Source organism: Sediminibacterium sp. FW305-C-269 (genome assembly GCF_058231045.1).
The window spans coordinates 585,255-600,379 of record NZ_JBIQXQ010000002.1 but is presented as its reverse complement, the minus strand read 5'-3'; the positions used below and the strand labels follow the sequence as shown (position 1 = coordinate 600,379).

General features: G+C 49.2%; 12 protein-coding genes. 3 read left to right on the top strand and 9 right to left on the bottom strand.

Annotation, left to right across the window (positions count from 1 at the left end; genetic code table 11):
* Window positions 1-85: 85 nt before the first annotated feature.
* From ACH3Y6_RS07950 to ACH3Y6_RS07940, 3 genes are all read right to left on the bottom strand, one after another.
* Window positions 86-616 (bottom strand): REP-associated tyrosine transposase, encoded by a 531-nt coding sequence (locus ACH3Y6_RS07950; protein ID WP_490835064.1) that lies wholly within the window; start codon window positions 614-616, stop codon window positions 86-88.
* Window positions 617-751: 135 nt separating this feature from the next.
* Complete coding sequence (locus tag ACH3Y6_RS07945; RefSeq protein ID WP_490835063.1) at window positions 752-2,650, bottom strand: FAD-dependent oxidoreductase; 1,899 nt, start codon at window positions 2,648-2,650, stop codon at window positions 752-754.
* Window positions 2,651-2,731: 81 nt separating this feature from the next.
* Window positions 2,732-3,169, bottom strand: coding sequence for a single-stranded DNA-binding protein (locus ACH3Y6_RS07940; RefSeq protein ID WP_490835062.1), 438 nt, complete (start codon window positions 3,167-3,169; stop codon window positions 2,732-2,734).
* Between the two features lie 282 nt (window positions 3,170-3,451).
* On the opposite strand from ACH3Y6_RS07940, the gene mnmA reads away from it, so the two are divergent.
* Window positions 3,452-4,558: a tRNA 2-thiouridine(34) synthase MnmA gene (mnmA, locus tag ACH3Y6_RS07935; RefSeq protein WP_490835061.1), complete on the top strand. Its 1,107-nt coding sequence runs from the start codon at window positions 3,452-3,454 to the stop codon at window positions 4,556-4,558.
* A gap of 120 nt (window positions 4,559-4,678) precedes the next feature.
* Here mnmA and ACH3Y6_RS07930 read toward each other — a convergent pair whose 3' ends face one another.
* The 3 genes from ACH3Y6_RS07930 to ACH3Y6_RS07920 form a co-directional block, all read right to left on the bottom strand.
* Window positions 4,679-5,857 carry an RsmB/NOP family class I SAM-dependent RNA methyltransferase gene (locus ACH3Y6_RS07930; RefSeq protein ID WP_490835060.1) on the bottom strand — a complete coding sequence of 393 codons (1,179 nt, stop codon included), beginning with the start codon at window positions 5,855-5,857 and terminating at the stop codon, window positions 4,679-4,681.
* A 99-nt stretch (window positions 5,858-5,956) separates the two neighbouring features.
* The gene (gene odhB / locus ACH3Y6_RS07925) at window positions 5,957-7,177 is read right to left on the bottom strand and encodes a 2-oxoglutarate dehydrogenase complex dihydrolipoyllysine-residue succinyltransferase (protein WP_490835059.1); all 1,221 of its coding nucleotides are present in this window, start codon (window positions 7,175-7,177) and stop codon (window positions 5,957-5,959) included.
* A gap of 41 nt (window positions 7,178-7,218) precedes the next feature.
* Entirely contained in the window at window positions 7,219-9,966 is a 2,748-nt protein-coding gene (locus tag ACH3Y6_RS07920; protein WP_490835058.1) for a 2-oxoglutarate dehydrogenase E1 component, read from the bottom strand.
* A 290-nt stretch (window positions 9,967-10,256) separates the two neighbouring features.
* On the opposite strand from ACH3Y6_RS07920, the gene rpsT reads away from it, so the two are divergent.
* Window positions 10,257-10,511, top strand: a complete 255-nt coding sequence (rpsT, locus tag ACH3Y6_RS07915; RefSeq protein WP_490835057.1) for a 30S ribosomal protein S20 — start codon at window positions 10,257-10,259, stop codon at window positions 10,509-10,511.
* A 60-nt stretch (window positions 10,512-10,571) separates the two neighbouring features.
* On the opposite strand, the gene ACH3Y6_RS07910 is transcribed toward rpsT, so the two are convergent.
* The 3 genes from ACH3Y6_RS07910 to ACH3Y6_RS07900 form a co-directional block, all read right to left on the bottom strand.
* Complete coding sequence (locus ACH3Y6_RS07910) at window positions 10,572-11,954, bottom strand: ATP-binding protein (protein WP_490835056.1); 1,383 nt, start codon at window positions 11,952-11,954, stop codon at window positions 10,572-10,574.
* Between the two features lie 11 nt (window positions 11,955-11,965).
* Window positions 11,966-12,646 (bottom strand): response regulator transcription factor, encoded by a 681-nt coding sequence (locus tag ACH3Y6_RS07905; protein WP_490835055.1) that lies wholly within the window; start codon window positions 12,644-12,646, stop codon window positions 11,966-11,968.
* 94 nt (window positions 12,647-12,740) lie between these two features.
* A complete protein-coding gene (locus ACH3Y6_RS07900) occupies window positions 12,741-13,463 on the bottom strand; it encodes a head GIN domain-containing protein (protein ID WP_490835054.1) in 723 nt (240 codons plus the stop codon).
* 118 nt (window positions 13,464-13,581) lie between these two features.
* Between ACH3Y6_RS07900 and guaA the strand changes: the two genes are divergently transcribed.
* Window positions 13,582-15,117 (top strand): glutamine-hydrolyzing GMP synthase, encoded by a 1,536-nt coding sequence (gene guaA / locus ACH3Y6_RS07895; RefSeq protein WP_490835053.1) that lies wholly within the window; start codon window positions 13,582-13,584, stop codon window positions 15,115-15,117.
* Window positions 15,118-15,125 lie beyond the last annotated feature (8 nt).

Genomic DNA, 15,125 nt, shown 5'->3' with positions numbered 1-15,125 from the left:
CAGTCGCTCGGCTCCGCCGAGTGACCCCTATCCCCCGGCCTCAGGCCGCAAAATTATTGATTGATTCTATTCTTCATTAGTTCATTCATATATCCATCACAACAAGCGGCGATCTTGGATTGGCACTGCTATACCACCAATGCCATGGTTCTGTCACCCATCCGGCCCGAACAGGATTCATATGAACATAATCGATCTTCTGCCTTAACACTTTACCATTAAAACAATCGATCGGATGATTGGTCTTTTGCCAGAACATATGCTCCGCATTCTGCTTCTGAAACCTGGCATGGTATTGAAAAACCACTTTCATCCAATCTCTTCTGCTCTCTGTATCTCCTTCATAGATCATCGCAAGCATCTGTTTGGCGGTGTAACTTTTAAAATCCCTTAATAGATGATTCAACCTGCCTTCTTTTTGCCCGGCCACCCAATGCATATGATGGTTCATGATCACATAGGCATATAATTCCAGTCCCTTGTGCTGTTGACAGTAGGCTATATTTTTTATGATTTCTTCGCAATACTGTTTCCGGGTAAATACATCTACCCATCCAACAACGGTGAGGGTGAGGAAGAAAACGGCATCGTAATTGGCTTTGCGGAGTTCACTCATGATAGAGGCCTTGGCGGAAGCTTTAGTTGGGATTTTGGCTATCGCTTTGGCTGGAAGCCAAGGTATAACAGTCACTCGGCAGAGCCGAGCGACTGAGGCATGTATTAATACTACGTATTTATACCTGGTCGGTATTTATTTCAAAGCCGCGCAGAAAGTCCCATCCAGGCAAACATCTTTGTCGAAACTGCCAAACAGATAATCGAGATAGATCGCAGCTTCTTTCCTGGTCAAGGGAGCCTGGTTGCTTTTTTTCACCAGCTGAAAGGATTTCAGGTTTGTGAGCATATCGCGGAGTTTAGCATCTTCCGCATCGGTTATCACCGTATTGGCCTGTTTCAGATGCTGGTGCAGTTTCAGCAGCTGCGCCAGGTTCACATAGGGAGTTTTATGGGCTTCCTTATACCCTTCCAGTTCGTACAGTCTGGTAAAGCCATCCATCATTTCACTGGTCAGCATCAGGCTATCCGGGTAGAAATAGGTCTTGTTGGCCCAGTCAATACTTTTGCCAACCCCTTTGATCAGTCCCTTCAAACCCACCCATTGAATGACCGGCCAGGCCGGATCATCAACGCGTACATCCACAAAAGGCATGAGGTAACATTTGTTCTGCAAGAGCTCCTGCTGTATTTCCCTTATGCGGATACCGCTGGCGAACTGTTTTTCCTTTCCTAACGCTTTTTTGGCAGCCATTACTCCCGCTGCCTGGCCGGTCAGTAACACCACCGGCTGCAAACGGGTGGTGCCATTGGCGATATTACTTACTGAAATACCCTTCTCACAAACGATCAATCCTTCCACCCCTTTCGGCAACAATGCACCCAGCGGGATATTGAAGGAGGACACTTTGGGAAAAGGTATGGGAGGCACTTTGCCGGGATACTGGGCATGGTGATGGTCTACCGGGTAATCACCTACCGCAATCCCGGTTCTGTATAAAGTATAGTCGTAGGGCGACCGGATATGATCGATGTTCAATCTAACTTCTCCCCTGACCCTTCTTCCTTCGCGGTTGTAGGGAACCAATGCCAAACCTTTATCCATCTCATCTTCTGCCAGGCCAATATGTGCCTGTTTCAATTCGGTTTGCAGAAAATACAGGAAACCCAGCGTGATATTCTTCGCTTTTGCATATTCCTTTTCCCTATCCATCGGTTTCATTTCCACCACATCCAGGTAAGCATCGTTACCGTGTGCCGGCCAGTTCAGCATGTATTTGTCAGGAGCGCCTTTCGACACCCGCAGTTTTCCATAATCCAGTACTTTCTGCGTGTTCAGTGCATACGGTTGACCCGTACAGGGTGCCTCACTGGTACTGCAGTAATACCTGGCAGCATCGTATCCCGGCGGAGCCGGTATGGTTTTGTCAGCTCCCTTACCAAAATCTTTGAGGGTAGCGGCCCAGGTAAGGTCCTGTATCACATTGCTTTTCCCCGGTGCGATCCGCTCCCCGCTTTGTATACTGTCTTCTGTTCCCAGGTCATACGCCACACCGGCATCTGCAAACACATCGCCCAGGTCTGTGGCATCTACCGTAACGCTTGCCGTCACTTCCAGTTTCTCTCCCTTGCTGTTTACAAAAAAAGCTCCGGTCACTTTATTACCCCGCTTCAGTACCTTATCAAAATACCAGCCGTATACTAACTGCAGGTTAGGTTCATGACCGGCCATGGCTTTAAAGATGCTGTCGCCCACATGCGGTTCAAAACAGGTCTCACTCACCCATCCGGCAAACAGGTTATTGGTCCGGTAATGTTGGTATAAAGACTGCCGGAATTCCTCCCAGATACCGCTGCGCAATTCATGGTTACCATCTGTGCAACTGACGCCCGCAGCGGTCAGCATACCTCCCAGCCAATGAGTCTGCTCCACGATCAGTGTTTTGGCGCCACTGCGGGCACTTTGTATGCCGGCGGCAGTGCCACCCGTGGTTCCGCCCACCACCAATACCTGCACATTCATTTTTGTGGTCTGCGCCACCAATGATAACAGTATCATGAACAGTCCGGATAGAACAAGCACCAGTTTTTTCATATGCTCAAATGATTCCCTAAGATAAAATAAAAAGGAGATGCGCGTTGACACATCTCCTTTTCAAGTTCATCGGATCCGTTCTTAGAACGGCAGGTCATCCAACGGCTCTGTAATATCAGAAGCGGCAGGTGCAGAACTTGCTGGCTGCGAATAAGAAGCTGCCGGCGGTTGCTGGTAACTGCCTGATCCGCCACCTTCATTAGGACGGCTGCCCAGTAACTGCACGCTTAGAATGCGCAGGGTTAAAGTAGCACCCTGGCGACCATCCTGCGTGGTGTAGGTACGCACATCAGGCTGCCCTTCCACATATACCTGTGTCCCTTTTTTCAGATAAGGGGCTACGGCAGTCCTGTCGGTCCAGTAAGCACAGTCCACCCAAGTGGTCCTGTCTTTCTGGTTACCCTGAGCATCTTTATATCTTTCTGTATGGGCGACGGTGAAGTTGATCACATTTTTTCCGTTCACATTGTTCACAATGGCATCCTTTCCAAGGTTGCCGATTACCTGAAGCTTTATCATAACATCATATTTTTTTAAATATCGGGAGAATGAAATTAAGGGAAAAGCGTATTTACCGCATAATCCAATTCTTTTTCACTGTATAACTTGGGAGTAACTGCCCCCCAGCAAACCAGAGAACCAGCTGGTATTACTATCTAATAACCACTGTTTTAGATCGAGGCGCCCATTTTTTTCCGCTTTCGAAATACCGCCGGCCCCGGATTGGCCGGTTCTTACCGATACTTGTTTTAAATTTGCAGATTCACGCTTTCCCGCTCTGCGGGATGAAAAACACAGCATATGAGCCGGAAAGGAAAGGTTTTAGTGGCAATGAGCGGCGGTATCGACAGTACCGTAGTGGCCCTTATGTTGCATAACGAAGGGTACGAAGTGGTGGGCATCACCATGAAAACATGGGATTATGCCAGCAGTGGCACCAGCAGCAAGGAAACGGGCTGCTGTAATATCGATTCATTCAACGATGCCAGGCAGGCGGCCGTTCACCACGGTTTCCCGCATTTTATCCTGGACATACGCGAAGAGTTCGGCGATTTTGTGATCGAGAATTTCGTGGACGAATACCTGGCAGGCCGTACTCCCAATCCCTGCGTCATGTGCAACACGCATATCAAATGGCGCGCACTGCTGAAAAGGGCCGATGCACTGGAATGCGAGTTCATCGCCACAGGACATTACGGAATGATACGCCAGCACGACAATGGCCGTTACGTGATCAGCAAAGGACTCGATGAGACCAAGGACCAGAGTTATGTGCTTTGGGGACTGGACCAGCAACTGCTGAGCCGCACCCTGCTGCCATTGGGAGGTTACCGGAAATCGGAGATCCGCCAGATGGCCGTGGACCTGGGTTATCCCGAACTGGCCAAGAAGAGTGAGAGCTACGAGATCTGTTTTGTGCCTGATAACGACTACCGTGGTTTCTTAAAGAACCGCGTGGAAGGATTGGAAGAAAGAGTGAACGGAGGTTGGTTCATAGACAAGACCGGTAAAAAACTGGGCAAACACAAAGGATATCCCTTTTATACCATCGGGCAACGCAAGGGACTTGAAATAGCCATGGGCCACCCGGTATATGTTACGGCCATCAACCCGGAGAACAATACCGTGGTACTGGGCGATGAAAAGGACCTGGAGCAGAACGACATGCTCATCGGCAAGATCAACTGGATCAAATACGATGGCATCAACGATGGTATGGAAGCCATTACCAAGATCCGTTACAAAGACAAAGGAGCCCTCAGCAACCTATACACTGCCGATAACGGTATCCGCGCACGTTTCTACGAGAACGTCAAAGGCATCGCACCGGGACAAAGTGCTGTATTTTATGAAGGTAATGATGTGATAGGCGGAGGCATTATTCAGCGTGGGGAACTTGTGGGATAGGGGTTAGTTAAATTGGTTTAAATAGTTAAAAGGGTTAAAATGGTTAAAAGGGGTTAGAGAGAATGGTAAACCATTGATCAAGTTTAACTGCTTTAACCATTTTAACCACTTTAACCTCCTTTAACCCCTCCTCAACAAAGCTGCAAACATAGAATCCGCCTTCCGGTCGTACCCTTTCAGCAATTCCATTTTCACGAGTTCAAACCCACCCTGTTGCAGGATGAACTGCACCTGTTCCTCATTCTCCTGTTTGAATACGGAGCAGGTAATGTACAGGAGGTAGCCGCCCTTTGCTACCTGTGGCAGCACATTGGCAATGATCTTTTGCTGCAGATCTGCGTAAGCTGTGATCTTTTCCCGGGTGAAGAAAAACAATTGTTCAGGTGTACGTCCCCAGGTACCACTGCCACTGCAAGGCGCATCGCAGAGAACCATGTGGTAAGGTGCGTGATAGGCAGTGAAAGGCGACTGAGCAAGGTCTGCGGTAAAAGATCGGTAATGTTTGATGCCTGCCCGATTGAATCTCTCTTTGAGATTCCTGAGAATGCTCGGGCGGATATCTGATACGGTCAATTCAATACCGGGCAATACATCACAGGCCAACAAAGATTTTCCGCCGCTGGCGGCGCAGCAGTCCCAGACGGTTGTTTTCGTGAGTGGGGAGTGGTGAGTGGTAAGAGAGAGAAAGCGGGCCACTTGTTGGGAACTGTAGTCCTGTATCACTACCTCCTTATCTATATCCAGCACTGAATCAACTTTGGTGGTATTGGCCAAAGCAAGACAAGTATCCGTCATTTGCGAAAAAACGATCTGCTGTTCCCGCAGTTTGGCCAGCACCTGTTTTTCTTTCCCGGGACGGATCCGCAGGAACAGGTCCGGCTGGATGAAATGAGAAAGGATGAAAGCTTCCTGATCAATCCCTTCACTCAACGCTTCTGTCCAGGGAAAGATCGAAGCTGCTGAGAACGCCGGGTATTTCTGTTGTAACCAGTGTATCTTTTCCGGTATCGGAATAGCCCATACAGCCAGCCAGTCCTCTTCGAACAGGAAGGCCCAGTCCCCTGCCGTTTCATTACAGAGAAAGATGGCTATTTTCAGTCGCTCCGCTGTCTCCAGTTCTTTTACTGCATGACCCAGCCGGTAGTAACCATAACAGAGATGGGAGATCAGTTTCCGGTCTCGCGAGCCGTGTTTCTTGTGTTCTGCAAAATATTTCTTCAGGAAATGTACAAGGGGAACCGATCCGTCATATGCACGGATAAGCGATACTGCCGTATTGAAATAAGATTGGTAGCGCATGGGTCCCCTATCGCAGCTGATTAAAAAAGCCTGTTACCAACCGGCAACAGGCTCAAATATAAGTGATGCATTCTTAACGGTATTCTCAGCGGTTCCGTTTTATACTTGCAACAGGGTCTTAACGGGATCCTTGCCCATCAATAACAGTTCGGGGTTCTCAAGCAGTTCTTTCACACGCACCAGGAAGCTCACACTCTCTTTTCCGTCGATGATGCGGTGGTCGTAACTCAGCGCCAGATACATCATCGGGCGTATCACCACCTGGCCATTGATGGCCATCGGGCGGTCCTGTATCTTATGCATACCCAGTATGGCGCTCTGTGGGATATTGATGATCGGTGTGCTCATCAAACTGCCGAACACACCCCCATTGGTGATGGTGAATGTACCGCCCTGCAGTTCTTCTGCGGTCAGTTTGCTATCCCTGGCTTTGCCCGCCAGTTCCACTACTTTCTTTTCAATATCGGCCATACCCAGACTTTCCACATTACGCATTACCGGAACAGTGAGTCCGCGTGGAGTGCTCACTGCAATGCTGATATCGGCATAATCGTGGTAAATGATATGATCGCCGTCGATGTATGCATTCACAGAAGGCCACTCGCCCAGGGCAATGGCACAGGCTTTGGCAAAAAAGCTCATGAAGCCCAGGTTCACACCGTGTTGCTCCTTGAATTTATCCTTGTATTGTTTACGTACTTCCATGATACGTGTCATGTCCACTTCGTTGAACGTGGTGAGCATGGCCGTGGTATTCTTGGATTCCACCAGCCTGCGGCTGATGGTCCTGCGCAGGTTACTCATTTTTTCCTGGCGCACTACGCGGGTGAACAGTTCGTTACCGGCAAATGCTTTTTTACCGGGGTTATTCAACGCATCCAGCACATCATGTTTCAGGATCTTGCCACCGGTACCGGAAGGTTTGATGGAAGCAGGGTCCACTTTTTTATCGGCAATGATCGCAGAAGCTACAGGTGTGGCTTTGATATCATTGGGTACTGAAGTGACCGGTGCCTGGTTGCTTACCGGTTTCTGCTCGGCAGCTACCGGTGCCGTTTCCCTGGCAGGCGCTCCTTCCGGTTTGGCAGCCGTCTCATCGATCTGTGCCAATACATCACCAATATGCAGCGTATCACCCTCTTTGGCGAGGGTTTGGAGGATACCGGCTTTTTCAGCATTCACCTCAAAAGTAGCTTTCTCACTTTCCAGTTCGGCGATCACTTCGTCGCGTTCAACCCATTCGCCGGGTTGTTTGGTCCACTTCAACAGGGTCACTTCGCTGATGGATTCACCGATGGTGGGTACTTTGATATCGATCATAAAAAATTATTTCAGTTTGTGGTTGGTTGTATGGTCTATCGTTAAATCGAAAATGCTGTTTCAATGATCTCTGCCTGTTCCTGTACATGTACTTTGTGATAACCCGTTGCGGTGGATGCACTCGCATTCCGGCTGATCACACCAAAGTTGATCGACTTCAGGTTCATCTGCAGGAATGAGGCAGCTCCCATATTCAGCGGTTCTTCCTGTACCCAGAACCAGGTGGCTTTGCTGTATTTCCTGTACAACAGGTCAAGTTGTTTCTGTGGCAGCGGATAGATCTGCTCCAGTCGTATGATCGCAATATCCCGGCGGTTCTCTTTCTGCTGGCGTTCGGCCAGTTCAAAATATAATTTACCGGTGCAAAGCAATACTTTTTTTACCTCAGCAGCATCCGTTACAAAACTGTCATCGATCAGTTCTCTGAATCCGCCTTTGGTGAATTCGCTGATATGGCTGTATGTAACCGGGTTACGCAGGTTGGCCTTGGGTGAGAAGTTAATCAGCGGCTTGCGGAAACTCCAGGCCAGCTGGCGTCTCAGCGAATGGAACAGGTTGGCGGCAGAAGTGATATTAGTGATCACGATATTCAGCTCGGCACACATCTGTAAGAACCGCTCCATTCTGGCACTGCTGTGTTCTGGTCCCTGCCCTTCGTAGCCATGCGGCAGTAACATGACCATACCATTCTGGCGCTGCCATTTCTGTTCGCCTGCTGCAATGAACTGGTCGATCATGGTCTGTGCGCCATTTGAGAAATCTCCGAACTGCGCTTCCCAGATCACCAATGCGTTGGGATTGGCCAGGGCATACCCATATTCAAATCCCAGTACCCCGTATTCACTCAGTAATGAATTGTAGATCCTGAATTTCTCCTGGTTCTCACGGAAGTGGTTCAGGCGGTTGTAGCCTTTGTTGGTGTTCTCATCCCGCAGAATGGCATGTCTGTGACTGAAAGTTCCGCGCTGCACATCCTGTCCGCTCATCCGCACGATATTACCTTCCAGCAGGATCGAGCCATAGGCCATCAGCTCTGCCGTAGCCCAGTCTATCTTCTGTTCCGCTTCCAGCACTTTGATCTTGTCCTGCAATAATTTCTCCACTTTCTTCAATGGCTGAAAACCTTCGGGCCATTTCATCAGGCTATGGAACATGCTATAAGCATCTTCTTCACTGATCGCCGTATTGGGTGATGCATCAAAATCTTCCGGTCTGGCTTTTCGAAGACTTTTCCAGGCCAGTTCCGGTTGCTGGTAATGGTAAGGTAGGGGATTCTGTTTTACTTCATCCAGTCGCTCCTGCAGGTCGGCCCAGAATTTCTTCTCCATTTCTTTGGCCAGTTCCCTTGCATCCGCTTCGCCGTTCTCAATCAGGTATTGTGTATAGCTCTCTCTCGGGTTCTGGTGTTTATCGATCAGGGCATACAGCTGCGGCTGGGTATATTTCGGGTCATCACCTTCGTTATGGCCATGTCTGCGGTAGCAAACCATATCGATGAAAATATCACTGTTAAATTTCTCGCGGTAACGGGTAGCGATCTCGGCACATTTCACTACAGCTTCTGCATCATCGCCATTCACGTGTAATACCGGGGCCTGCACCATGGCTGCAACTGAAGTACAATAAGCAGCAGAACGGGCATCGTCGAAATCGGTGGTGAAACCGATCTGGTTATTGATCACAAAATGAATCGTCCCCCCTGTATAATATCCTCGCAGGTTACTCATCTGCAATACCTCATACACAATGCCCTGCCCGGCTACGGAGGCATCCCCGTGGATCAGGATCGGTAAGATCTTATCAAAATCGCTATGGTACAACACATCGGCCTTGGCCCTCGAAAAACCGATCACCACCGGGTCCACCGCTTCCAGGTGCGATGGGTTGGGCATCAGTTTCAGGTGCATGGTCTTATTATCGGCCGTCTGCACTTCACTTCCATAACCCATATGGTATTTTACATCACCGCTACCCATGGTCTGGTCCATGGTGGCCGTTCCCTCAAATTCACTGAATATCTGTTCATAGGTTTTACCCATGATATTGGCCAGTATGTTCAGCCTGCCCCTGTGTGCCATACCGATCACCACTTCCTGTACATCGTTATTGGCCGCTACATTGATGATGGCATCCAGTGCCGCGATCGTAGTCTCCCCGCCTTCCAGCGAAAAACGTTTCTGACCGATATATTTCGTGTGCAGGAATTTCTCGAACATCACACCCTGGTTCAGTTTCTCCAGGATCCTTCTTTTTTGTGCCAGCGGAATGGGTCTGGCAAATTCTTTCTCCATTTCATTCGTCAACCAGTCAATTTTTTCCTGGTCGCCGATGTATTTGAATTCGATACCCACATGATTGGCATACACCTGCTCCAGATGAGCCAGGATAGTTCGTAAAGTGGTGGCACCCAGTCCCAGCAGGTTTCCCGCCTGGAATACCGCATCCATATCCGCATCCGTCAGTCCGAAGAATGATAGTTCCAGGTTGGCGCCCCTGTCTTTCCGGGGCCTGATGGGATTGGTCCTGGCCAGCAAATGGCCTTTGTTCCGATACCCCAGTATCAGCCGGTACACCCTGAGTTCGCGCATCCAGTCGATACCGGAATCTCCGGTTGCCGGTACAGTGCTTGCTGCCGATGTTCCTCCCAAACCATGATTGACCGCAAAATCGAAGCCCTCGAAGAACTTTTTCAGGTCGGGATCTACACTGGCCGGGTCCTTCACAAAGTCCTGATACAGGTTTTCTATATACGCAGGGTGAGAATTCGTAATGTATGAGAAGTCTTTCATTGTGAGATTTTGTGCTGCTTTGATCGAATGGGGAGCAAATATCGGTCATTGGGGGCAGAAAAAAAGCCTAAAATGGCGTTTGATACGGAAAAGACCGGAACTCGAAATAGCCCAAAACAAGGTTGGATTTACGGCTGCCGGCAAACCGGTCCGGATCGCCGGAACTGACCGGGTTTTGGGTGTGAAAAGCTGGTTTTCAGTGTTTTCTATATTTTTTGGATATATTTTGGATATAAATTTCCAAAATTGCTTTCCAGGTATTACCTTTGCCGTCCTGAAAAAAACAATACATGGCAAATCATTCAGCTACCAAGAAAGATGTGAGACAAGCTACCAAGCGTCGCGATAGTAACCGTTACTACGGAAAAACAACCCGTAATGCGATCCGCGACCTGAAAGCAACCGCCGAGAAGAAGGCTTACGAAGAAAGCTTACCCAACGTGGTTTCCATGATCGACAAGCTGGCTAAGCGTGGCATCATTCACAAGAACAAAGCTGCCAACCTGAAAAGCAAACTGACAAAAAAAGCGGCTGCGATCGCTTAATCCTTGAATATCTTTTTGAAAAGAGCCACCCGTACCAAGCGGATGGCTTTTTTTATGTCCCTACCCTGTTACCGCCGAAGCCTTACGCAGGATCACGGTAAAACGGTTCTGGTCGTTGGAGATGGGTGAATAGGTCACCGTACCCTTGTGGATGGCGATGAAACGGTATACAATGGAGAGACCCAGACCGTATCCCTTTGTGGTAAGTGCATTACTTCCCCGGAAAAAGGGCACCATGATGCTTTCTTTCTCATCCACCGGTAACTGTGTGCCGGAATTATCGAGATGAATGAACACAGATTCACCACTGGAGTCAATGGTAATGATCACTTTCTGGTCAACAGAATAGGTATAGGCATTCTTGATCAGGTTGGTGAATGCCGATTTCAGCAGCGACTCATTGCCCCGCACCATGAAATCATCATCGTTCTCCGGCACGTTGGCAAAAATGACCTCCACCACCAGGTTGGGTAACATTTTCTTGCAGCTGCTCACGGTCTCATACAGCAGTTCATCAATCCGCAGGCGGGGCCAGTCTTCCTCAAAATCCATCTGTTCGAACTGCGAGATCAGTAACAGCGAGTTGGTGAGTTCGATCAGTTCCTGCTGCTCTTCCTTGAGCGATAACAGGGTCTCTTTATAACCGGCCGGCGACAGCTCTTTCGAAAGCGCCGATTCCGTCTCTGATAACATGATGGCCAGCGGTGTTCTCAATTCATGCGAAGCATGGTATACAAAGTTCTTCTGAAACTCGAAGGATTTATTCAGCCTTTCCAGCATGGCATTGAAATTCCGGGCTATCTCATTGATCTCATCATTGGCAGACGTTTCAGCAACCCGTTCTGTCAGGTTCTGCACCGTGGTCTTCGTCATCTGGTTGGCCAGGTCCTTCAGTGGTTTTACGGCCTGCCGTACAAACAGGAAGGAGATCAGTATAGACAAAGCCATGGCGCCAAAGAATACGATCACCAGGATCAGGCGTAGAAAACCGATCCTGGCAAAACCCTGTTTATCAAAACCGGATACGAATACATAGGAATTCGTTTCCGGCATGAACATGGCCACCTGCTGGTTCCTCGCATGATCCATGCTGCGGATCTCTTTCTCCTTCTGTATCCGCAACAAAGGATACGCCAGCGGTGGTATGTGAATGGTATCCGGGAACCGGAATATGGGAGCGCCGGCCGAATCAAGTATGAATACCTGCTCATAGAACAGGGCCTTGTCGTGGATCTCCTTGATGAGCTTGTACGCTACATGGCGGTCCTCTTTTTTGATATCGGTGAAGATATTATACACTTCCATGCCCTCTTTGGCCACACGCTTGTAATAATCATCCTCACGCGATTGGTAAAAAAGAACATAGATGGCAATACAGGAAACCAACAGGATCACCGAAACAAAGAAAGTGAACAGCAGGGCAAAGCGCAGTTTCAGGTTCATTGCCGGCGGGTTTATTTGATATAATACCCGAAGCCCGGTTTGGTATGGATCAGCTTATGGGCAAACGGTTTATCGATCTTATTGCGCAGGAAACTGATATACACTTCAATGGTATTGGTGCCGGTATCAAAACTGAGGTCCCATACCTTTTCCAGGATCTCCTGTTTCGAGATCACGCGGTCGCGGTTCCTGGCCAGCAAAGTAAGGAGGGTGAATTCCTTGGCCGTAAGCGGTATGTTCACACCGGCCCTGGTCACGGTCTTGTTCAGGAAATTGATCTCCATATCTTCCACGAAGAGCTTATCCTTTTGCGCCGGCAGTTCTGATCGCTTCAGAAATACTTTTACGCGGGCAAAGAGCTCAACAAAATGAAAAGGTTTTACGATATAGTCATCGGCGCCGATATTGAACGCTTCCACCTTATCATGTATCTCACCCGCAGCACTGAGCATGATGATCGGCACTTTCTTGTTCTGTTCGCGGAATTCACGGCACAACACAAAACCATTCTTATAAGGCAGATTGATATCCAGCAGCACCAATGCATACGCATGCTGGTTGAAGAGTTTGGAAGCTTCCAGTCCATCTGCAGCAATATCCGTATCGTATCCGTTCGCATTCAGCTCTTCCCGGATAATCTTGCTCAACTTCGCTTCATCCTCAACTAATAAAATTCTATGTTTTACAACCATGCAGCAGTTAGATTACTGCTCAAAATAAACAAAAATGCTGTTCGTTGTACCATTTATCTGGTAACCAGTTGATACAGCAGCGGGTATCGCTTTATTATTCCATCTTCTTCACTTCGCCACTGCCAGCCACCTGTTGTTTGATGGTGGGCGCTCCTTTGTAAAACACAGATCCTACACCCGCAATATTGACATCCAGCGTAGCTGCAGCAAACAGTTTGACATTACCGCTGCCGGCGATCTTCACCACTGCATTCTCCGATTTCAGTTCGTCTGCATTGTAATCTCCCACACCACTGATGCGGATCCGCTGGTCGCGGGTTTCGCCGCTCATGGTCATGGAACCGCTGCCGGCGATCTCGGCTTCGATGCTTGGGGTGTTCACGTCCAGTTTGATATCACCGGAACCGGCGATCTTCAGGGTCAGCTTATCACCACCCGTGAATTTATTCTTGCCGATGATGTTACCGCTGCCCGCAAGCTGCAGCTGTTCCATCTTCGCAGTGGTGATGTATACTTTGATGGGGTTATCTGTAGAAATGCTGTAATGTTCCTTCGTTTTGATCAGCAGGAACCCATCTTCCTCACGGGTCAGGATCACAGGCAGGATATTCTCATCCGCTTCCACTTTTACGGAGGTAGCGGGCCCCTGCGTGATTTCCACATCAAAACTGCCCGCCAGTTTGATCCTTTCTGCACGACTTACCGAACGTTCCTGCGTGGTGAGGCGTCCATTACCCACCACCCGTTTATAGCCGAACCAACGGCAGGAACTGAGCGTCAGCATTATCACAGTAAGAAAAAGAAGAATGTGTTTCATAAGGTTGGTTTTGGAACGGTAAATTAAACAAAAGCCTGCTTACCCGGATGCCCTTTATCCCCATTTGCAACCGTACAACCGGGTTCCTGCCTTAAAAAATTCTGTTACCTTCGCAGGCATGACAGAAAAAATACTCATTCTCGATTTTGGAAGCCAATTCACCCAGTTGATCGCCCGGGCCGTACGTGAGGCCAATGTGTTCTGCGAGATCATTCCTTACCAGAAATCTTTCACCATTGAACCCGGTCTGAAAGGGATCATCCTGAGCGGGTCCCCTTTCAGCGTGAACGAAGAAAAAGCGCCTTCTGTGGATGTGGCGGCTTTTATACAGCAGGTGCCGGTACTGGGTGTCTGCTACGGTGCACAGCTCACCGCCAAACTCTTCGGCGGAAGGGTGGACAAATCCAATAAAAGAGAATATGGACGTGCCAAACTGCATATCCAAAAAGAGGATATTTTATTCAAAGGGGTGGCCGAACAATCACAGGTATGGATGAGCCACAGCGACTCCATCACCCAGTTACCCGAAGGTTTCGAGATCCTGGCCACCACCGAAAGCATACCGGTGGCCGGCTTCCGCAAGACCGGCAGCGATACCAAAGCTTTATATGGTATCCAGTTCCACCCGGAAGTATACCATTCCGTAGAAGGCAAAAAGATCATCAATAATTTCCTGGTACATACCTGTGGTTGCCAACAGGACTGGACACCCGCTTCATTCGTACACGAGACCGTGGAAGCACTGAAACAACAGATCGGCGACAGTCATGTGATCATGGCACTGAGCGGCGGGGTCGACAGTACCGTTGCCGCCACCCTCATCAGCAGGGCCATCGGCGACAGGCTTCATGGCATTTTCGTAGACAATGGCGTACTGCGTAAGAACGAGTTCCAGCAGGTACTGGACACTTACCATACCATTGGCCTGAACGTGACCGGCATCGATGCCCGGAAATTGTTCTACGATGCCTTCAAAGGCAAGACCGACCCGGAACAGAAAAGGAAAGTGATCGGTGGACTGTTCATTGATGTGTTCCATGAAGAATCGAAAAAAGTGGAAGGTGTGAAGTTTCTCGGACAGGGAACCATTTACCCCGATGTGATCGAGAGCGTAAGCGTACACGGACCTTCACAGACCATCAAGTCGCACCATAATGTGGGCGGATTGCCCGATATCATGCACCTGGACCTGGTGGAGCCCCTGCGTTTCCTGTTCAAGGATGAAGTGCGCAAAGTGGGACTGGAACTGGGCATCCCCGCAGATATGATCAACCGCCACCCATTCCCAGGCCCAGGGCTCGCCATCCGTATCCTGGGTGAAGTGACCGAGGAGAAAGTGGCTTTGTTACAGGCAGCAGATGATATTTATATCAGGGGGCTCAAAGAATTCAATCTCTACAATTCCGTATGGCAGGCAGGTACCATCCTCTTACCCGTAAAAAGTGTGGGTGTGATGGGCGATGAAAGGACCTACGAATTCACCGTGGCCCTGCGCGCCGTAACATCGGTGGATGGCATGACGGCAGACTGGGCACATCTGCCTTATGAATTCCTTGCACATATTTCGAACGAGATCATCAATAATGTTCGGGGCATCAACCGCGTGGTATACGATATCAGCAGCAAACCACCGGCAACCATCGAGTGGGAATAGACCGCTGC